20 protein-coding genes are annotated in these 19,450 nt (G+C 55.5%); all 20 read left to right on the top strand.

Annotation, left to right across the window (positions count from 1 at the left end; genetic code table 11):
• Positions 1 to 5: 5 nt before the first annotated feature.
• The 20 genes from RAE21_RS07210 (at position 6) to RAE21_RS07115 (ending at position 19,437) form a co-directional block, all read left to right on the top strand.
• Entirely contained in the window at positions 6 to 1,034 is a 1,029-nt protein-coding gene (locus tag RAE21_RS07210; RefSeq protein WP_428983994.1) for an RluA family pseudouridine synthase, read from the top strand.
• Between the two features lie 105 nt (positions 1,035 to 1,139).
• Positions 1,140 to 1,799 (top strand): SMC-Scp complex subunit ScpB, encoded by a 660-nt coding sequence (gene scpB, locus RAE21_RS07205; protein WP_313880777.1) that lies wholly within the window; start codon positions 1,140 to 1,142, stop codon positions 1,797 to 1,799.
• Complete coding sequence (locus tag RAE21_RS07200) at positions 1,796 to 3,022, top strand: pseudouridine synthase (RefSeq protein WP_313880776.1); 1,227 nt, start codon at positions 1,796 to 1,798, stop codon at positions 3,020 to 3,022. Before scpB ends, RAE21_RS07200 begins: the two co-directional genes overlap by 4 nt.
• A 69-nt stretch (positions 3,023 to 3,091) precedes the next feature.
• Complete coding sequence (gene ndk / locus RAE21_RS07195) at positions 3,092 to 3,517, top strand: nucleoside-diphosphate kinase (RefSeq protein WP_313876022.1); 426 nt, start codon at positions 3,092 to 3,094, stop codon at positions 3,515 to 3,517.
• A gap of 6 nt (positions 3,518 to 3,523) precedes the next feature.
• Positions 3,524 to 4,654: a dual-specificity RNA methyltransferase RlmN gene (rlmN, locus tag RAE21_RS07190; RefSeq protein WP_313880775.1), complete on the top strand. Its 1,131-nt coding sequence runs from the start codon at positions 3,524 to 3,526 to the stop codon at positions 4,652 to 4,654.
• On the top strand, positions 4,632 to 5,504 hold the full coding sequence (gene pilW, locus RAE21_RS07185; protein WP_313880773.1) for a type IV pilus biogenesis/stability protein PilW: 873 nt from the start codon (positions 4,632 to 4,634) through the stop codon (positions 5,502 to 5,504). The genes rlmN and pilW overlap by 23 nt, the downstream gene beginning before the upstream one ends.
• Entirely contained in the window at positions 5,497 to 6,399 is a 903-nt protein-coding gene (locus RAE21_RS07180; protein WP_313880772.1) for a helix-turn-helix domain-containing protein, read from the top strand. Before pilW ends, RAE21_RS07180 begins: the two co-directional genes overlap by 8 nt.
• Positions 6,399 to 7,667 carry a flavodoxin-dependent (E)-4-hydroxy-3-methylbut-2-enyl-diphosphate synthase gene (ispG, locus tag RAE21_RS07175; protein WP_313880771.1) on the top strand — a complete coding sequence of 423 codons (1,269 nt, stop codon included), beginning with the start codon at positions 6,399 to 6,401 and terminating at the stop codon, positions 7,665 to 7,667. The genes RAE21_RS07180 and ispG overlap by 1 nt, the downstream gene beginning before the upstream one ends.
• Positions 7,668 to 7,700: 33 nt before the next feature.
• Positions 7,701 to 8,981: a histidine--tRNA ligase gene (gene hisS, locus RAE21_RS07170; protein WP_313882674.1), complete on the top strand. Its 1,281-nt coding sequence runs from the start codon at positions 7,701 to 7,703 to the stop codon at positions 8,979 to 8,981.
• A gap of 17 nt (positions 8,982 to 8,998) precedes the next feature.
• Entirely contained in the window at positions 8,999 to 9,646 is a 648-nt protein-coding gene (locus RAE21_RS07165) for a YfgM family protein (protein WP_313880770.1), read from the top strand.
• A gap of 5 nt (positions 9,647 to 9,651) precedes the next feature.
• Positions 9,652 to 10,779: an outer membrane protein assembly factor BamB gene (gene bamB / locus RAE21_RS07160; protein WP_313882673.1), complete on the top strand. Its 1,128-nt coding sequence runs from the start codon at positions 9,652 to 9,654 to the stop codon at positions 10,777 to 10,779.
• A gap of 12 nt (positions 10,780 to 10,791) precedes the next feature.
• A complete protein-coding gene (der, locus tag RAE21_RS07155; RefSeq protein WP_313880769.1) occupies positions 10,792 to 12,129 on the top strand; it encodes a ribosome biogenesis GTPase Der in 1,338 nt (445 codons plus the stop codon).
• A 102-nt stretch (positions 12,130 to 12,231) separates the two neighbouring features.
• Positions 12,232 to 12,477: an RNA chaperone Hfq gene (hfq, locus tag RAE21_RS07150; protein ID WP_322562236.1), complete on the top strand. Its 246-nt coding sequence runs from the start codon at positions 12,232 to 12,234 to the stop codon at positions 12,475 to 12,477.
• A gap of 73 nt (positions 12,478 to 12,550) precedes the next feature.
• Entirely contained in the window at positions 12,551 to 13,711 is a 1,161-nt protein-coding gene (gene hflX / locus RAE21_RS07145; RefSeq protein ID WP_313880768.1) for a GTPase HflX, read from the top strand.
• Between the two features lie 38 nt (positions 13,712 to 13,749).
• Positions 13,750 to 15,141 (top strand): FtsH protease activity modulator HflK, encoded by a 1,392-nt coding sequence (gene hflK / locus RAE21_RS07140; protein ID WP_313880767.1) that lies wholly within the window; start codon positions 13,750 to 13,752, stop codon positions 15,139 to 15,141.
• A gap of 9 nt (positions 15,142 to 15,150) precedes the next feature.
• Positions 15,151 to 16,053, top strand: a complete 903-nt coding sequence (gene hflC, locus RAE21_RS07135) for a protease modulator HflC (RefSeq protein ID WP_313880766.1) — start codon at positions 15,151 to 15,153, stop codon at positions 16,051 to 16,053.
• Positions 16,054 to 16,055: 2 nt separating this feature from the next.
• A complete protein-coding gene (locus tag RAE21_RS07130) occupies positions 16,056 to 16,247 on the top strand; it encodes a DUF2065 domain-containing protein (RefSeq protein ID WP_313876032.1) in 192 nt (63 codons plus the stop codon).
• Positions 16,248 to 16,302: 55 nt separating this feature from the next.
• Entirely contained in the window at positions 16,303 to 17,451 is a 1,149-nt protein-coding gene (locus RAE21_RS07125; RefSeq protein WP_313880765.1) for an ATP phosphoribosyltransferase regulatory subunit, read from the top strand.
• 11 nt (positions 17,452 to 17,462) lie between these two features.
• Positions 17,463 to 18,839, top strand: a complete 1,377-nt coding sequence (locus RAE21_RS07120) for an adenylosuccinate synthase (RefSeq protein ID WP_313880764.1) — start codon at positions 17,463 to 17,465, stop codon at positions 18,837 to 18,839.
• A 73-nt stretch (positions 18,840 to 18,912) separates the two neighbouring features.
• Positions 18,913 to 19,437: a phosphoribosyltransferase gene (locus RAE21_RS07115; protein WP_313876035.1), complete on the top strand. Its 525-nt coding sequence runs from the start codon at positions 18,913 to 18,915 to the stop codon at positions 19,435 to 19,437.
• Positions 19,438 to 19,450 lie beyond the last annotated feature (13 nt).

The raw sequence follows: 19,450 nt of genomic DNA, 5'->3' as shown, positions 1-19,450 counted from the left end.
CCTTCTTGATACAAACCACGAGAATTATATCGACGCACTCTGCGGAACAAGAGGCGGAAGACCCCTCGGATATCGCGGGTGAAACGGAGCTGCGTCACCTCGTTTTCTCGGCGGATGTCCATGGCGAGCGCTTGGATCGCGCGCTCGCTTTTCATGTGGAAGAATTCTCGCGCAGCTATTTGCAGCAGCTGATAGAGCTGGGGTTGGTGCAACTGAATGGTCGCGTGGTCTTGAAGACTTCAGTCAAGGTCAAGGTAGGCGACTCTGCAGTGATTGAACTGCGCCCCACACCTCAAAGCCAAGCTTTCAAGCCTGAGTCCATGTCTCTGGATGTGGTGTACGAGGATGAGCATGTTCTGGTGATCAACAAACCACCCGGTTTAGTGGTTCACCCGGCGCCGGGCAACTGGAGTGGAACTTTGTTGAACGGCTTGCTGGCTTACAGTGCTCACGCGGCTTTGGTTCCGCGTGCCGGTATTGTCCATCGCTTGGACAAGGACACCAGTGGCTTGATGGTGGTGGCGCGCACACGGCTTGCCATGGATTTTTTGGTGAAGGCAATTGCAGCCAGGGAGGTCAGTCGCCAGTATTTCGCGATCGCCCACAAGGCATGGCCTTGGCAGGGACTAAAGACTGTCAGCGCGCCGATCGGTCGGGATCCGCGAAACCGGTTGAGAATGGCGGTGGTGGATTTGGGTTTACACGCGGGCAAAGAAGCCAGAACGGACTTTGAATTGCTGTCAACCAGTCAGGTCGCTTGCTGGGTTCGCTGTATTCTGCACACCGGCCGCACGCACCAGATCCGGGTCCACATGGCGCACCTCGGGCACCCTTTGGTCGCTGACCCGGTTTATGGTGGTGCCCCAGCGGCGGATATGGGTCGACAAGCCTTGCATGCCTGCCGACTGGCATTTCAGCATCCTGTCACAGGGGCCAATTTGACTTTTGAGTCGCCACCGCCGCCCGATTTCTTGGCACTTTCTGTTCAATTGGGGCTCGGTTACAATCCGTCCACCAAACCGGGAGGTTTGTAACTACGTTTCACGTAGGGTAGTCGATCCAAGCAAGCAGCTTCTCCTACCTAGTGCGGTTGACTCCGGTCCGCAACAAACACCGGTTTCCATCTTTGAGTCCAGACTATGAACATGGTCGATGCCAAGCGTGTGCTCGAAACCGCTTTGATTTGTTCACCTCAGCCTTTGACGGTTCGCGTGCTGAGAGAGCTATTTGCCGATGAAATCGGTGCAGATACGGTCAAGTCCCTGTTGCTGGAACTCCAGATGGAGTGGGCTGAGCGCGGTGTAGAGTTGATGAGTGTGGCGTCTGGCTGGCGATTTCAGAGCCGTCCCGAGATGCGGGAGTTTCTGGACAGGCTCCATCCGGAGAAGCCCCCCAAGTACACCCGTGCGACGCTGGAGACTTTGGCCATCATCGCTTACCGGCAACCGGTTACGCGCGGGGACATGGAAGACATTCGGGGAGTCACGATCAGTTCACTGTTGATCAAACAGTTGGAGGATCGGGGTTGGGTAGAAGTTATCGGGCATCGTGAGGCGCCCGGGAGACCGGCGCTCTATGCGACAACGCGGCAGTTTTTGGACGATTTGGGCTTGAGCTCGTTGGATCAGCTTCCTTTGTTGGAGTCGCCAGATCGCGGCACAGACCCCGTGAAGGATTTTGGCGATATGTTGGGGGTTGCGGATCAGGCCTCCATGAAAGCCGAACCGACCGAAGGTCAACAGTTAACTATGCCATTGCAAGCGACTTCGCATGCAGTGGAAAACGGAACATCACTATGAACGATAACGACAATATCAATGACGCTGAAGCTTCTCATGCCATTGAAGCCCCAGCTCCATCGGAAAGCACTTCTGTGAAAGTGGGAGGGAACCGCTTTGATGATGTGATCTCCGGCCAATTCGATGCAGATGAAGCCGCAGAAGATGTCAGCTTGCCCAAGCGGGTCTTGGCGCCGCTCGCCGAGACCCCGAAGTTGCATAAAGTACTTGCCCAGTCGGGGATGGGGTCGCGGCTTGAAATGGAGCAGCTGATTCTCGAAGGGCGGATTTCGGTGAACAACGAACCTGCCCACATCGGGCAGCGGATTCAGTTTGGTGACAACATCAAGGTCAACGGTAAGCCGATTCGCTTTCGAATCGATCCGCCACCCGCACGCGTGATTGCTTATCACAAGCCAGTCGGTGAGGTAGTGACTCATGATGACCCCCAAAATCGGCCCACCGTGTTTCGCCGTTTGCCAAAGCTCCACCAAGGGAAGTGGCAATCCGTCGGGCGATTGGATTTGAATACAGAAGGCCTGTTGTTGTTTACTAGCTCGGGCGAGTTGGCTAACAATCTGATGCACCCGCGATTCGGCTTGGAGCGCGAATACGCAGTGCGTGTTTTGGGCGCCCTCACGAAAGAGGAAAAGCAAGCCCTGATAAGCGGCGTTCAGCTGGACGACGGAATTGCACAATTCGGCTCTATTGAAGACGGCGGTGGTGAAGGATCCAACTGTTGGTACCGCGTTACCATTTCTGAAGGCCGTAACCGCGAGGTTCGCCGTATGCTGGAGTCTGTCGGGCATGCGGTAAGCCGACTCATCCGCATTCGCTACGGCGCCATGGTGCTTCCACGGGGTCTTAAGCGCGGTGCTTGGATGGAATTGGATGAATCTGACATCCGCTTGCTGATGCAGGCAGCCGGAACACCCAAACCCCGTCTCCATGAAGACGCGGCTGCCGGTGGTGGCGGTGCGCGCTCGCGTGGGCGCGGGGGGCGGCAGGGCGGGCGTGGTCCGGCGTATCCGAGGGATGCTGCGCCACCAACACCTCCAGCCCGTCAAGGACGGGGAAAACCCCCTCGTCAAGCCACACGCCAAGAGGGTAGTGGTCAACCTGATCCGATGAAAACATCTTTAGGTTACATCGGTGCAGACAGCTTTTCGCGACAGCGGCAAGAGGCAAGCGGCCGAGGTCGCCCGGGTGGCGGTCAGCGCCGTTCGGGCGGCAGAAGTCGTTAATGCGAGTGTTAAACTCGCCGGCTTTGTCCATCTAGGGCAAATACAATTTTTTTCTAATCGGGAATTACTATGGCAATCGAACGCACACTCTCTATCATCAAACCTGACGCAGTCGCCAAGAACGTGATCGGTCAGATCTACGCTCGTTTTGAAGCCGCTGGACTGAAGGTTGTGGCTGCACGCATGGCACACCTGTCGCGCGGCGAAGCAGAAGCTTTTTACGCTGTGCACAAAGAGCGTCCTTTCTTCAAGGACTTGGTGGACTTCATGGTCTCCGGTCCCGTGATGATCCAAGCCTTGGAAGGCGAAGGCGCAATCGCTAAAAACCGCGACCTGATGGGCGCAACTGACCCTAAAAAGGCTGCTGCAGGTACCATCCGCGCTGACTTCGCTGACAGCATCGATGCCAATGCAGTGCACGGCTCTGACGCTCCAGAAACTGCAGCGGTGGAAATCGGCTTCTTCTTTGCCGGTATGAACGTTTACTCGCGTTAATTCAGTATGGCGGTCAACCTGCTCGATTTTGACCTCGAGGGTCTGGCCGCCTTCTGCGAAAGCTTAGGCGAGAAAAAGTTTCGCGCAACTCAACTATTTCGTTGGGTCCATCAAAAAGGCGCAGACCAATTTGATGACATGAGCGACCTCGCCCGATCTCTCAGAGACAAATTAAAAGGCAATGCTGAAATCACCGCATTGCCAGTAATGACGCAGCATATATCTGCTGACGGAACCATCAAATGGCTGTTTGATGTCGGTGGTGGTGACGCTGTCGAAACAGTTTTTATCCCGGAGTCCGATCGAGGAACGCTTTGTATTTCCTCGCAGGCGGGTTGTGCGGTGGGTTGTCGTTTTTGCTCGACAGGCCACCAGGGATTCAGTCGAAATTTGAAGACGTGGGAGATTTTGGCGCAGCTGTGGTTTGCTGAGCACTTCCTGCGCAAACATCTCGGGGTTCAAGAGCGCGTCATCTCCAATGTGGTGATGATGGGCATGGGGGAGCCGCTCCAAAATTACGCCGCCTTGGTGCCTGCACTGAGGACCATGTTGGACAACCATGGTTACGGTTTGTCGCGACGGCGAGTGACGGTCTCAACCTCTGGCGTGGTTCCAATGATGGATCGTCTCAAAGACGATTGTCCAGTGGCGTTAGCCGTGTCTTTGCACGCACCTACAGATGTACTGCGCGACAACTTGGTGCCCTTGAACAAGAAGTATCCCCTGGTGGAGCTTCTGAGCGCATGCAAGCGTTACCTCGAAAGAGCGCCGCGCGATTTCATTACGTTTGAATATTGCATGCTCGATGGCGTTAACGACAGCCCCGAACACGCGCGAGCCTTGCTGACACTGGTTCGCGAGGCTGATGTTCCCTGCAAGTTCAATCTGATTCCGTTTAACCCTTTTCCAGCGTCGGGGCTTTTGCGCTCGAAGAACAATGTGGTCCAGGAGTTCGCTCGGATTTTGCTGGATGGTGGTCTTGTGACTACGGTTCGCAAAACGCGGGGGGATGATATCGACGCGGCGTGCGGACAGCTCGCCGGTGACGTCAAAGATCGCACGAATGTGAGCAACCGGATAAGCAAGCAACGCACGATCATGCTGCAGCAAATCGGTGAGCAAAAAAACTTCAATTGAAATGGGGCCCGCGATGACTGAAAGTAGGCAATCGACGGTGAAAGTCGCTGCACGTAAGCTCGCCCTTATGTTGGGGGGGGCTTTGGCGATTGCTGTGTTGGGTTTCCTTCAAGGCTGCTCATCCGCTCCCTCCATTTCACCGGGTACGGACATTGCAACCGATTCCGACGAGACGCCAGCCCGCAAGCGTGCCAAGATTCGATTGGAATTGGCGGCTGGCTACTACAGCAATGGTCAAACGCGGGTTGCGCTTGACGAGATCAAGCAGTCCATTGCTGCCGATCCGGGAATCTACGAAGCGCACAATTTGCGCGGTTTGATTTACATGCAACTCAATGATTTTGGGTTGGCAGATGAGAGCTTTAGGCGTGCGCTTCAGTTAAGCCCGCAGGCGGCAGCTGTTCAGCACAATTATGGTTGGATGCTCTGTCAGCAAGGGCGGATGCCAGAGGCCTACGCTAATTTTTCTGCAGCAATTAACAACCCCTTGTACCAAGAGCGCGCCAAATCGTGGATGGCGCTTGGCGTTTGTCAGAAAACTGCGGGCTTGCGAGACGAGGCACTGGTCAGTCTCACTCGGGCTCTCGAGCTGGAGCCGGGCAATCCGGTTGCAGGCTACAACTTGGCTCTGTTGTTTGTCCTGCGCGGAGATTTATCGAGAGCGCAATCTCAGATCCGTCGCGTGAATAACAGCGAGTTTGCGAATTCTGAGACGCTATGGCTGGGCGTAAAGATTGAGCGCAGGTTAGGGAACCGAGATTCTGCGGCCCAGTTGGGCACACAGTTGGCGAAAAGGTTCCCAGTATCTAAAGAGGCAAGTTTGCTTGAGCGAGGGGCGTTTGATGAGTGAAGCGGGTGGCGAGGCGGCAGAGCAGGGCAGTGTTGTGACCAACAATCTGCCCAGTGCCGGTGAAATGCTGCGCAATGCGCGCGAAGCGGCTGGGTTGCACATCGCTGCGCTTGCTGTTTCCATGAAGGTTCCAGTCAAGAAGTTGGAGGCGCTGGAGTCAGACCGGATAGATTTGTTGCCAGATGCGGTATTCGTGCGGGCTCTGGCCTCCAGTGTTTGTCGTGCGCTGAAAATTGATCCGGCCCCCATTCTTGAGCGCTTGCCGCATGTGGTGGCTCCCCAGTTTCAAGTGGCGGATCGAGGAATTAACGAGCCTTTTAAAGATCAACAAAATTGGGTCAAATCTTCGATGCTGGATATCGTGAAGAGACCGAGTGCATTGTTGGTACTTGGGCTGTTGACATGTGCGGTGTTGGTTTTTGCTATTCCAAGTGTGCAGTTGCCCGGCTGGCTCACCACTTCGGAGACTGAGCCCACAGAGCTGATGCCTCCTGCGGATTCAGTACCTGGCATGAGTGCACCAAAGCAAGAGTCCAACGATAAGGCGGCTAGCGTTGAAGTTGTTCCAAGTGCTGCTGTTCCCCCGCAAAACACGGCAAGTCAGGTAGCGGCAGTTGCGCCCGAGCCGATAGTTCCTGCCAGCGGTAGTCAAACCGGCGAGGATTTTTTACTCGTCCGTGCCAAGGGAACTACCTGGGTACAAGTGGTTGATGCCAATGGTGCGGTTTTATTGCGCAGGACATTGCAAGGTGGTACTACCACTGCAGTGAATGGAGTACCGCCTTTGGCAGTTGTTGTGGGTAAAGCAGACCTTGCAGAGGTCGAAGTTCGGGGTAAGCCGTTTGTGATGACGGATGTTTCAAAAGATAACGTTGCTCGTTTCGAGGTGAAGTAGTGGACCAAGGATTACCTATTGCATTAGCGCAGCCCTTGCCTCGCAGGAGTTTGCAGTCAGAGGTCAGGTGGGGCAGTCATGTCGTCACTGTGGGCGGCGCTGCTCCTGTGCGTATTCAATCCATGACGAATACCGATACCGAAGATGCGATCGGTACAGCGATTCAGGTGAAAGAGCTGGCAGCGGCGGGCTCAGAGCTAGTCCGAATCACGGTGAACACACCCGAAGCAGCCCAAGCAGTGCCTCATATTCGGGCGCAATTGGATCGTATGGGTGTCAATGTCCCGTTGATCGGTGACTTTCATTTCAACGGTCATCGGTTGTTGACTGACTACCCGGAATGTGCCGAGTCGTTGTCCAAGTATCGTATCAATCCCGGGAATGTGGGTAAGGGTGACAAACGTGACCGTCAGTTTGCACAAATGATCGAAGCGGCTATCCGTTGGGACAAGCCGATCAGAATCGGAGTGAACTGGGGTAGCTTGGATCAAGAGCTCTTGGCATCTTTGATGGATGAAAACAGCCGCAGGTCTCAGCCCTGGGATGCCAAGCAGGTCATGTATGAGGCCCTGATTACCTCGGCCATTACTTCCGCAGAGAAAGCCGAAGAGATCGGCTTGCCCGGGCATCAAATTATGTTGTCCTGCAAGGTCAGTGGTGTGTCCGATCTGGTCGCTGTGTATCGGGAGCTCGCCCGACGCTCAAAGTATGCGTTGCACCTGGGGTTGACCGAAGCCGGAATGGGCACCAAAGGTACGGTGGCCTCTGCCACGGCCTTGGGTATTCTTTTGCAAGAGGGCATTGGCGACACCATTCGTGTATCACTGACACCCGCTCCCGGTGAAGCGCGGACTCAGGAAGTGATCGTCGCTTCCGAGATCATTCAATCACTCGGTTTGCGTAAGTTTGTGCCCAGTGTTACGGCCTGTCCGGGTTGCGGCAGGACCACTAGCACCACATTCCAAGAGCTCACCAAGCAGATCGACGATTTTTTAAGAGATCAGATGCCTGTTTGGCGCAAAGAGTATCCTGGTGTCGAAAACATGAAGGTGGCCGTGATGGGCTGCATTGTCAACGGGCCAGGAGAGAGTAAGCACGCTGATATCGGCATCAGTCTTCCTGGCACTGGCGAGGCCCCCGCGGCCCCGGTTTACATCGACGGTGAAAAGAAAATGACCTTGCGCGGGGATTCCATCGCCAGCGAGTTCCAAACAGTTGTTGAGAATTACATCAAGGCGCGCTTCACGCCTCCATCCCCTCAAGCTTGAGAATTTATGTCAGAGAAAAATAGTCCACGCAAGGTGGACAAAATCGTTGCAGTCAAAGGCATGAACGATATTCTCCCGCCGCAATCTGCGTCGTGGGAAGCGCTGGAGTCATTGGTTCGCAACGTGATGCGCAGGTTTGCTTTTGAAAACATTCGCACCCCCATCGTCGAGCCCACCGCATTGTTTGTGCGTGGGCTAGGCGAAGTGACGGATATTGTTGAAAAGGAAATGTATTCATTCGAGGATCGCTTGAATGGTGAAGCGCTGACTTTGCGCCCTGAAAACACCGCAGGTGTTGTGCGCGCTGTGGTCGAGCATTCTTTGCTCTACAACGGTCCCAAACGCTTGTATTACATGGGCCCTATGTTCCGGCATGAACGCCCGCAGCGGGGTCGCTACCGTCAATTCCACCAGATCGGCGCCGAGGCCCTAGGTTTCGGCGGACCTGAGGTGGATGCAGAGGTCATCCTCATGGCGCACATGCTATGGCAAGAGCTGGGTCTGACAGGTATCGAGTTGCAGATCAACAGCTTAGGCCAGCCGGAGGAGCGACACCGGCATCGAGCGGCACTCATTGAGCATTTTGAGGCTCATATGGACGCTCTTGATGAGGAGGCCAAGCGCCGTTTGCACTTGAATCCACTGCGTCTGTTGGACTCCAAGAATCCTGCTATGCAGCCCGTGATTGAGGCCGCGCCCAAGTTGATTGATTTTCTTGGCAGCGCTTCCAAGGCACATTTAGATTCGGTCCTCCGACTCCTAGAAAGCCACGGTGTTCCTTACACCATCAATCCTCGCTTGGTCCGCGGTATGGACTATTACAACTTGACTGTTTTTGAGTTCGTGACAACCAAACTCGGATCACAGGGGACTGTCTGTGCCGGCGGTCGCTACGACTACTTGATTGAACAAATAGGCGGCAAGCCGGCTCCCGGCGTGGGCTGGGCCATGGGGGTCGAACGCGTCCTGGAGCTGATTCAAGAATCTGCGCGCCCACTTCCGACGCCTGTCTTGGATGTGTTTGCGGTCATTCTGGACTCTGACTATTTGCCGTCTGTGATGCCGGTTTTGTCGTCGCTGCGCCAGGCTGGTTTATCAGTACAGATGCAGGCCAGCACGCCAGAGGGCATGCCCAGTCTCAAGTCTCAATTCAAGCGTGCAGACAGTTCTGGGGCGCGCTACGCATTGGTATTCGGGCCCGATGAAATATCCTCGGGACAAGTCACTATCAAATCACTAAGAAACGCGGATGTTCCGCAAGTCACTATTGCGCTTACTGAACTGGCGCAATGGGCGTCGCATCAAGCGTCATAAGCATAAACAGGCACACCATGGCAAACCATTTAGATCTCGAAGAACAAGAGCAACTTGACCAGTTCAAGCATTTTTGGAAGCAGTACGGCAATGCAATCACTTGGGTGTTGATCGCAGTCCTCGGGAGCTTCGCCGCATGGAACGGATACCAGTGGTGGAATAAGCGCCAAGCGGAGCAAGCATCAGCAATGTATGAAGAGGTTGAACGTCTGATCGGAACAGGAGATCTGGTTGCGTCTACCCGTGCCTTTGATGATATGAAGCAACGCTTCCCTTCTGTTTTTTACACCCAGCAATCTGGTTTGAATTTGGCCAAAGTGGCCTATCTTTCCGGCAAGCCGGACGTAGCGAAAACTGCCTTGACTTGGGTTGCAGGTAGCAAGGCAGATGCCGGTCTTGCCGCTTTGGCTAAAGTGCGTCATGCGGGTCTGTTAATCGAGTCGAAAGAGTTTGATGAAGCGGGTAAGTTGTTGTCTACCGACTTTCCGTCCGAATTCGGCGGATTGGTCGCTGACAAACGAGGGGACTTGGCGCTATCTCAAGGAAAGAGTGACGATGCGGCCCAAAGATTTAATGAAGCGCTCAAGCTATTGCCCCAGCAAGACCAGTATCGGCGCTTGGTTGAGGTCAAACTCGCAGCGCTAGGCTCTACCGAAGCGAAGTGAAACGTATGGTCAAGCGGTATTCCCCTCTCAGTCTCACCATCGCGCTTATCAGTTGCGTGGTGTTGTCGGCCTGTTCTGGTCCGACCAAGCAAAAGCCAGCTGAGCTCGCGCCCTTGGTTCCCTCTTTGGGTGTCAAGAACGTCTGGAAGGGCGCCGTTGGTGAAGTTTCTTTTCCCTTGGAACTCAAAAGTTCAGGGAGCGAGATCTACTTGGCTACTACCGCGGGCTCGGTTGTTTCCTTAGACGGAGAAAGTGGTGCAGTGCGCGCAACCGGCAATGCCGGAGCAAGGATTTCTGCAGCCATTGGGGCCGGCGACGGACGTGTTGCGCTCACCACGGTCACGGGTGAGGTGGTTGTAATGCAGGGTGGCAAGTCTCTCTGGCGGCAGAATCTAGGTGCGGTGGCAATCACTCCGCCTTTGGTTGCCGGTGGGCGCGTGTTTGTGATGACACCTGATCGCACCCTGTCTGCCTTTGATGGCGAAACTGGAAAGCGGCTGTGGCAACAGCAGCGTGGCGCGGACACGCTGGTTTTGGATCGGCCGGGTGTTTTGTTTCCCGTCGGAGACACGTTGGTCGTCGGGCTCGGCGGTCGCCTCGTGGGACTCAATCCCAGTAACGGGAGCCAGAAATGGGATGTGCCTGTAGCACTGGGGCGCGGTACCAATGAGGTAGAGCGCTTGGTGGATGTTGTCTCCGGCATAAGCCGCAGGGGTGCCAGTGTCTGCGTCCGAGCTTACGCGAGCGCTGTGGCCTGCGTAGACACAGGGTCGGGTAAATCTGTGTGGTCCAAGACCGCCAATGGATTTACTGGCATTGGTGGCGGAGACACTGCGGTCTTTGGTTCTGAATCCGACGGTACGCTCATTGCGTGGAGTCGCAAGGACGGTGAGAGGCTTTGGCAATCCGATAAGTTCAAGTGGCGTGAGTTGGGCACTCCTGTCCTGTTGGGCTCTACACTCGTTGTCCCGGATAATGCAGGTCTGTTGCATCTGCTCTCTGCCGCAGATGGTGCGATAGTCGGGCGCCTTCAGCTCGACGGTTCGCCACTTGCCGCTACGCCAGTCCTTTCAGGCAATACCCTGGTCGCAGTGACTCAAAAGGGGGGCGTATTTGCCTTCCGTCCCGAATAAAAAAGGTCATTCATGAAGCCAGTTATCGCCCTCGTTGGTCGTCCCAACGTCGGTAAATCCACACTATTTAACCGCCTGACCAAAACGCGTGATGCGATCGTGGCCGACTTTGCGGGTCTTACCCGCGATCGCCACTATGGCAACGGCAAGCACGGCAAACACGAATTTATCGTCATTGATACCGGGGGCTTCGAGCCTGACGCCGGCAGTGGCATTTTTAAAGAAATGGCCAAACAAACGCGCCAAGCGGTTGCAGAGGCTGATGTTGTGGTGTTTGTGGTTGATGCGCGTGCCGGCTTGTCTGCGCAAGACCATGACATCGGGAACTATCTTCGTAAGCTGGGCAAACCTTGTCTGGTGATTGCGAATAAAGCAGAGGGCATGAAGGCCGGAGCCCAGCTCTCGGAGTTTTTTGAACTCGGGCTGGGTGAGGTCTATCCCGTCTCCGCAGCCCACGGTCAGGGCATGCGATCACTGATCGAACTGGCCCTCGATGCCTTGCATTTGGAGGAGCCCGAAGACGACCCAGAGGCGGCCGACCCCAGCATTATCAAACTCGCTGTTGCAGGCCGGCCGAATGTTGGTAAGTCGACGTTGATCAATACGTGGCTGGGTGAGGAGCGACTGGTTGCCTTTGACATGCCAGGTACCACTCGTGATGCCATCTCGGTACCCTTTGAGCGCAACGGGCAAAAGTTTGAACTCGTGGATACAGCCGGTCTTCGTCGCAAAGGGAAGGTCTTTGAAGCGATAGAGAAATTCTCAGTGGTGAAGACCCTGCAGGCCATCGAGTCCGCCAGTGTCGTGTTGCTGCTGATCGATGCCGAGCAGGGCGTGACAGATCAAGACGCCCATATTGCGGGATACATCCTAGAGTCGGGACGTGCGGTGGTTGTTGCTGTGAACAAATGGGATGCAGTGGATGAATATCAGCGCGAATTGGTAAAAAGATCCCTCGAAACCAGATTGGGGTTTTTGAAGTTCGCGTCTTTGCATCTGATCTCTGCCAAAAAACGGCAAGGGCTCGGTCCTGTATGGGATGCCATTGCCCAGGCCCACAAGGCCGCTAATTGCAAAATGCCGACGCCGGTGTTGACGCGTTTGTTGTTGGAAGCCGTTCAATTTCAAACGCCAAAGAAAACTGGTGCCTATCGCCCCAAGCTTCGTTATGCCCACCAAGGGGGGATGAATCCTCCCATCATCGTGGTGCACGGAAACTCACTGGAGCACGTCACAGAGGCTTACAAGCGCTTTTTGGAAGGTCGTTTCCGTAAGGAATTCAATCTTGTGGGTACGCCCCTGAGAATCGAAATGAAATCGTCGGCGAATCCTTTTGCTGATAAGGATTAAAGGGTTTCCTTACCCTTAAGAAGCGAATAGCTTGGCCAAATAGGCTCCGCACTTATGTGTGGTATCGTCAAACCCTCATCATTTTTGAACACGGAGAATATCGTGAGCAACAAAGGCCAACTCCTCCAAGACCCATTCCTGAACGCATTGCGTCGGGAGCATGTGCCGGTCTCCATTTATTTGGTAAACGGCATTAAGCTGCAGGGTCAAATCGAATCCTTTGATCAGTATGTTGTGCTCTTGCGCAACACGGTGACACAAATGGTTTACAAACACGCAATCTCTACGATTGTTCCAGGCCGCGCGGTGAATCTGTCTGCTGTCGCTGAGGATGCACCAGCTGCTTGAGGCCGGGTGTACGGGCCAAGTTCCGCTTGGCCCTTTTAACTTTTGAAAACTACTTCCGCTTTTGAGTAATTCGATGGACAGTCAATCGGCTCCGACTATTTTGGTGGGGGTCGATTTAGGTTTGCCCAATTTCGATGCCGAGTTGGAAGAGTTGGGTCTGCTCGCCCAAACCGCCGGTTTACAGCCGGTAGGGCGTGTGGTTTGCAAGCGCAGAGCACCGGATGCCGCCTTGTTCGTGGGGTCCGGCAAGGCAGAAGAAATCCGCCAGTTGGCTCTGCAAACGGGTGCGACCGAGATCCTTTTCGATCAAGCCCTGAGCCCCGGGCAGCAGCGCAACCTTGAGCGCCACATGCAGATGCCGGTCAATGACCGGACATTTTTGATCCTTGAGATTTTTGCTCAGCGGGCCAGAAGCCACGAGGGTAAGCTGCAGGTAGAGCTTGCCCGCTTGCAGTACCTGAGCACGCGTTTGGTGCGACGCTGGTCTCACTTGGAGCGTCAGCGCGGTGGTATCGGGACGCGCGGTGGTCCCGGAGAGACTCAGATTGAGCTGGATCGCCGGATGATCAGTGAGAACATCAAGCGAACCAAAGAGCGCCTGAGCAAGGTCAAGCGCCAACGACAAACCCAGCGGCGTCAGCGTGAAAGACGCGATGCTTTCAATATCTCCCTGATCGGCTATACGAATGCAGGCAAGTCAACGCTTTTCAATGCGTTGGTAAAAGCGCGTGCCTATGCCGCTGACCAACTGTTTGCTACGTTGGACACAACGACCAGACAGCTCTACCTTGGAGAGGCCGGGCGATCAGTGTCGCTGTCGGACACCGTCGGTTTTATTCGTGATTTGCCACACGGCTTGGTTGACGCATTTCAAGCGACTTTGCAAGAAGCCATTGACGCAGATTTGTTGCTGCACGTGGTCGATGCAGCGAACCCCGAGTTTGCCGAGCAAATAGCCCAGGTCCAGATGGTTTTGAAAGAAATCGGCGCGGCTGATATTCCGCAGCTTTTGGTATTCAATAAGGTGGATGCCATCGCGTTAGAGGCACAGCCTATTCGAATCGATGATTTTTATGAGATCGAAGGGGTTCAAACTCCGCGCCTATTTGTGAGTGCGCGGACGCTGGAGGGAATGCCCTTGCTACGTCAAAAGCTGGCTGAAATCGCGAAACCTGAGCCTGAATTGATCCAGAATTCGGCTATTCACCCTGAGCCCCTAGGGGATGAGACCTGAATTGGCACAATGCGCCTAACTGCACTTAAGAAAAAACCATGAAACTTACTGCGATCCGTACGAAAAACCGGGACTTCATGTCCTGGCTGCGCGTGGTTCTCAATCTCAACGATTCCCGTTGGGGGCGTGGAGACGACAAGCAAGAGCCACCAAGTACAGAAGGTGGCCCCAAGCCTGAGAGTGACATCGACAGACCGTCAAACCAACCGGGATCGTATGGGCGGCCCCCAAAGAATACCGCGCAGTCCGGCCCCCCTGACCTCGACGAGTTGTGGAGGGATTTCAATCGCAAACTTGGCGGCTTGTTTGGTGGCGGCCAGAAGCCGCCCGCAGGTAATGGTGGAGGCGGTGGATTTCAGCCAGATATGAAAAATGCCGGCATTGGCGCGGGATTGATCATTGGGGTTGTGGCGCTGATTTGGTTAGGCACTGGTTTTTTCATCGTGCAAGAAGGTCAGCAAGCGGTCATTACGCAGTTCGGCAAATACAAATCGACGGTGAACGCCGGTTTCAATTGGCGCTTGCCGTATCCGATTGAAAAGCACGAGTTGGTGTTTGTGAGCCAGATCCGTTCTGTGGATGTAGGGCGTGACGTGGTCATGAAAGCCACCGGGCTCAAAGAGTCCGCCATGCTGACGGAAGATGAGAACATTCTGGATATCAAGTTTGCAGTCCAGTACCGTTTGAGTGATGCCCGGGCTTTCTTATTTGAAAGCAAGAATCCGAGCGAGGCAGTGGTGCAAGCCGCAGAAACGTCTATCCGCGAGGTCATGGGCAAAATGAAGATGGACGCAGCACTCTCTGAAGAGCGCGACCAGATCGCACCGCGTGTGCGTGCATTGATGCAAACCATTCTGGACCGTTACAAGGTCGGTATTGAAGTGGTGGGTGTGAACCTGCAGCAGGGCGGTGTTCGTCCTCCCGAGCAAGTGCAGGCATCTTTTGACGACGTACTGAAGGCTGGCCAAGAGCGTGAGCGCGCCAAAAACGAAGCGCAGGCTTACGCCAACGACGTGATTCCGCGCGCTGTGGGTTCTGCCTCCCGACTCAAGGAAGAGGCGGATGCTTACAAAGCACGCGTTGTGGCTCAGGCCCAAGGTGATTCGCAGCGTTTCCGCTCGGTGTTTGCCGAGTACCAAAAGGCGCCTCAGGTCATGCGCGATCGCATGTACCTCGACACCATGCAACAGATCTACAGCAACGTAACCAAGGTGATTGTGGATTCAAAGCAGGGTTCCAACATGCTGTACCTGCCTTTGGACAAGGTCTTGCAAATGACAGGCTCGCAAGCTTCCGGTGACGGTCCTGCAGCGAACCCTGCCGCCGGTGGCGCTGCTCCTGCAGCACCCGCTGCAGCTACCGGTGCAACGATTACTCCAGACCCCCGTAGCCGTGATGCGGCCCGGACCCGCGAACGCGATGTGCGCTAGGACATGACTATGAACCGCATTGGATTGATTTTTTCTTCGCTATTGGTGCTTTTGGCACTGGCGAGCTCGACCTTGTTTGTGGTGGACCAGCGCCAGTTTGGTGTGGTCTATGCACTGGGCCAGATTAAAGACGTGATTACCGAGCCTGGTCTGAACTTCAAGCTGCCGCCACCATTTCAAAATGTGTCGTACATCGACAAGCGCTTGCTGACTCTCGACAGCACAGATGCGGAGCCGATGTTGACCGCTGAGAAGCAGCGCGTCGTCATCGACTGGTATGTGCGTTGGCGCATCACTGAGCCTTCGGAGTACATCCGCAATGTGGGCTTGAATGAAGGTGCTGGTGCCAGTCAGCTCAACCGTGTGGTGCGCAACGCATTCCAGGAAGAGATCAACAAACGCACCGTGAAAGAGCTGCTCTCGCTCAAGCGCGAAGATTTGATGGCAGACGTCAAGGCAGAAGTGCTCGACAAAGTCCGCGGTGCCAAGCCTTGGGGCGTAGATGTGGTGGATGTTCGCATCACCCGTGTGGACTACGTAGAGGCTATTACGGAATCGGTTTACCGCCGGATGGAGGCTGAGCGCAAACGCGTCGCCAACGAACTGCGCTCAACGGGTGCCGCCGAAGGCGAAAAAATCCGTGCTGACGCTGACCGTCAGCGTGAAATTACGATCGCCAATGCCTACCGCGATGCGCAGAAAATCAAAGGCGAGGGCGATGCAGAGGCCGCGCGCGTGTATGCCGAGTCGTTTGGTAAAGATCCGCAATTCGCACAGTTCTATCGCAGCCTCGAGGCCTACAAATCCACTTTCGCCAACAAGAGCGACGTGATGGTGCTGGATCCGAACGGTTCTGAATTCTTCAAAACCTTCCGCAATGGGGGCGGTAGCGCTCCAGCAGCCAAGAAGTAAACGTGAGTGGAGACACGTTGTGGGTAGCACTAGCCCTTGTGCTAGTGCTAGAAGGTTTGTTTCCTTTTGCGTCACCCCGCGGGTGGCGCAAGCTGTTTGAGCAGCTCTTGCAGTTGCAGGACGGACAGATCCGCTTCTATGGCTTGTGCAGCATCGTTGTGGGTTTAGTCAGCATTTGGTGGATGCTCTCCTGAAATTTAGGGCTCAAGGCCGGTAAAATCTCCGTTTTAACAGCCTCCCCTCAATTCCATGTCCGCTTGGGTCCTCCCGGATCACATTGCCGATGTACTGCCGTCCGAAGCACGTCACATCGAAGAAATACGTCGAGATCTCCTGGACATGGCCCGTTGCTATGGCTACGAGCTCGTGATGCCTCCGTTGCTGGAGCACTTGGAGTCTCTGCTGTCCGGTACCGGCAAAGCGCTGGATCTGCAGACCTTCAAGTTGGTGGATCAGCTCTCCGGTCGCACTATGGGCTTGCGGGCTGACACCACGCCGCAGGTTGCCCGGATTGATGCACATTTGCTGAACCGCCGCGGTGTTACCCGCTTGTGCTATTGCGGGCCGGTGTTGCATACGCTGCCTGCAGTGCCTCATGCCACCCGTGAGCCTTTGCAGTTCGGTGCGGAAATCTATGGTCACGCAGGCCTGGAGGCTGACCTCGAAATTTTGACCCTGGCTTTGGATAGCCTCAAGGCGAGCAAGGTAGGCAGCCTAACTGTGGACATGGCCGATGCGCGCATCGTCAGCAGCTTGCTTGCCGAGTCGGGTCTGAACAGCAGCCAACGTGCCGACGTTCTGGCTGCCCTTGCATCTAAAGACAGCAGTGCTTTGAGCGAACTCACAGCGGCTTGCCCAGCCCCTATTTCTGCGGCGCTCAAGTTGTTGGTGACGCTGTACGGCGGGGCCGGTGTGTTGGCGCAGGCCCGTGCAGCACTCCCTCAATTGCCCGGTGTGCTCGAGGCCCTTGACCATCTCGAATGGATGGCCGGTCACCTTGATGGTGTCAAAGTCACTTTTGATCTTGCGGATTTGCGTGGCTATGCGTATTACACCGGCATGCGTTTTTCCGTTTACGCCCAAGGTGCAAGTGATGCGTTGGCCCGTGGCGGGCGTTATGACGAAGTGGGCTCGGTCTTCGGTCGCAAGCGCCCGGCGGTCGGCTTCAGTCTGGATGTGAAAGTTCTAGCCCATGCGGCACAGGTGCGGCCACTGCGGGCTGCCATCCGTGCCCCATGGGGCGAGGCCACGGCCTTGCGAGCAGCGATTGCGGGTTTGCGCCAACAGGGTGAAACCGTAGTGTGTGTCCTCCCCGGGCACGAAAGTGAAGTCGATGAGTTCCATTGCGACCGTGAGCTGGTGCAAGCCGCTGGTCAGTGGGTCGTAACAGCAATTTAATCCTGAGCGAAATGAATACAACCAAAGGTCGAAATGTAGTGGTCGTCGGCACCCAGTGGGGTGATGAGGGCAAGGGAAAACTGGTCGATTGGCTCACCGAAAGCGCCCAAGGCGTGGTGCGCTTTCAAGGCGGACACAACGCGGGCCACACCCTGGTGATCAACGGTGTGAAAACCGCGTTGCACCTGATCCCCTCCGGCATCATGCGCCCCGGCGTCAAGTGCTACATCGGTAACGGTGTGGTGCTGTCGGCTGCCAAGTTGTTCGAGGAAATCGAAGGCCTGGAAAAGGCAGGCGTAGAGGTTCGCTCCCGCCTGCGTGTGAGCGAAGCCTGCCCGTTGATCCTTCCATTCCATGTGGCATTGGATGTCGCGCGGGAAGCCTTCCGTGAAAAAGGCGGTACCGCCAAGATCGGCACTACCGGTCGCGGTATTGGCCCGGCTTACGAAGACAAGATCGCACGCCGCGCGTTGCGTGTGCAGGATCTCAAGCACCCTGAGCGTTTTGCTGCCAAGCTGCGCGAGCTCCTCGATTTGCACAACCACGTTCTCGCGACCTACTTGGGGTCTGAGGCGTTTGACTTCGGTCCTCATCTGGCGCCCTTCATGGCCAACGGCCGGGTTCAGTTTGAACCCGTGTTCCAGCAAGCGATGGAACACGCGGCGCTGCTCAAAACCATGATTGCCGACGTGTCCCGCGAGTTGAACGAAGCCAATCTGGCTGGTGCCAATCTGCTGTTTGAAGGTGCTCAGGGCACCTTGCTGGATGTGGATCATGGCACCTACCCCTATGTGACTTCCAGCAACTGCGTCGCTGGCAATGCGGCGGCTGGCTCGGGCGTTGGTCCCGGCATGCTGCACTACATCCTGGGCATCACCAAGGCCTACTGCACCCGTGTCGGCGGCGGCCCGTTCCCCACCGAGTTGGATTGGGAAGTGCCCGGTACCCCCGGATACCACATGAGCACCATTGGCGCCGAAAAGGGCGTGACTACCGGTCGCTCACGCCGTTGCGGCTGGTTTGACGCGGCGTTGCTTAAGCGCTCCGCCCAGGTCAACGGTTTGTCGGGCTTGTGTATCACCAAGCTCGATGTGCTCGATGGCCTGAAAGAATTGATGCTCTGCACCGGGTACGAGGTGGACGGCGAAAAAATCGACATCTTGCCCATGGGCGCCGATGAGATTGAGCGCTGCAAACCCATCTACGAAGTGATGGAAGGTTGGAGTGACAGCACCGTGGGTGTGACCCAATACGACAAGCTGCCGGTAGCGGCCCGCTTGTATCTGCAGCGTATCGAACAAGTGACTGGCGTGCCGATTCACATGGTGTCTACCAGCCCGGACCGGGACCACACCATCATGATGCGCCACCCTTATTTGCCTGAGTAAGCTGTTTTATGCATTTTGTGCCTCTAGCCCACGTAAATACTGCGCAAGCAGCTATCCTTTTAGGAGCAATTTGATGTTGACTGAAGACGGTAAACACCTCTATGTAAGCTACGACGAGTACCACAACCTCATCGAAAAGCTGGCTATCAAGGTCTTCCAGTCCGGCTGGGAATTCGACACTATTTTGTGTCTGGCCCGCGGTGGCATGCGTCCTGGGGACATTCTTTCCCGGGTGTTTGACAAGCCTTTGGCCATCATGTCGACCAGCTCTTACCGCGCGGAAGCCGGCACCCAGCAAGGCAACCTTGATATCGCCCGCTACATCACCACGCCCAAGGGTGAGATCGCAGGCCGGGTGTTGCTGGTGGATGACTTGGCTGACTCCGGTCATACCCTGAATGCGGTGATTAACCAGCTGCGTAACAACTACGCCCCGATCACTGAGCTGCGTAGCGCGGTAATTTGGACCAAGGCCGTCAGCGTGTTCACACCTGACTACTCGGTCGAGTTTCTGCCGACCAACCCTTGGATTCACCAGCCGTTTGAGAGCTACGACTCTTTGCGTCCACAGCAGCTGATTCAAAAGTGGAGCGTTTGACGCATTGTTTGTT

It is taken from the genome of Rhodoferax potami (assembly GCF_032193765.1).
GTDB classification, from domain to species: domain Bacteria; phylum Pseudomonadota; class Gammaproteobacteria; order Burkholderiales; family Burkholderiaceae_C; genus Allorhodoferax; species Allorhodoferax potami.
This window is presented reverse-complemented; position numbering and strand designations above follow the sequence as displayed.

Excerpts from the sequence above, each read along its gene's own strand:
- hflK (WP_313880767.1), top strand. The coding sequence starts at position 13,750 with ATGAAACTTACTGCGATCCGTACGAAAAACCGGGACTTCATGTCCTGG.
- der (WP_313880769.1), top strand. The coding sequence starts at position 10,792 with ATGAAGCCAGTTATCGCCCTCGTTGGTCGTCCCAACGTCGGTAAATCC.
- ndk (WP_313876022.1), top strand. The coding sequence starts at position 3,092 with ATGGCAATCGAACGCACACTCTCTATCATCAAACCTGACGCAGTCGCC.
- rlmN (WP_313880775.1), top strand. The coding sequence starts at position 3,524 with ATGGCGGTCAACCTGCTCGATTTTGACCTCGAGGGTCTGGCCGCCTTC.
- RAE21_RS07115 (WP_313876035.1), top strand. The coding sequence starts at position 18,913 with ATGTTGACTGAAGACGGTAAACACCTCTATGTAAGCTACGACGAGTAC.
- RAE21_RS07180 (WP_313880772.1), top strand. The coding sequence starts at position 5,497 with ATGAGTGAAGCGGGTGGCGAGGCGGCAGAGCAGGGCAGTGTTGTGACC.
- hflC (WP_313880766.1), top strand. The coding sequence starts at position 15,151 with ATGAACCGCATTGGATTGATTTTTTCTTCGCTATTGGTGCTTTTGGCA.
- bamB (WP_313882673.1), top strand. The coding sequence starts at position 9,652 with ATGGTCAAGCGGTATTCCCCTCTCAGTCTCACCATCGCGCTTATCAGT.
- scpB (WP_313880777.1), top strand. The coding sequence starts at position 1,140 with ATGAACATGGTCGATGCCAAGCGTGTGCTCGAAACCGCTTTGATTTGT.
- RAE21_RS07125 (WP_313880765.1), top strand. The coding sequence starts at position 16,303 with ATGTCCGCTTGGGTCCTCCCGGATCACATTGCCGATGTACTGCCGTCC.
- RAE21_RS07200 (WP_313880776.1), top strand. The coding sequence starts at position 1,796 with ATGAACGATAACGACAATATCAATGACGCTGAAGCTTCTCATGCCATT.
- RAE21_RS07120 (WP_313880764.1), top strand. The coding sequence starts at position 17,463 with ATGAATACAACCAAAGGTCGAAATGTAGTGGTCGTCGGCACCCAGTGG.
- hflX (WP_313880768.1), top strand. The coding sequence starts at position 12,551 with ATGGACAGTCAATCGGCTCCGACTATTTTGGTGGGGGTCGATTTAGGT.
- RAE21_RS07165 (WP_313880770.1), top strand. The coding sequence starts at position 8,999 with ATGGCAAACCATTTAGATCTCGAAGAACAAGAGCAACTTGACCAGTTC.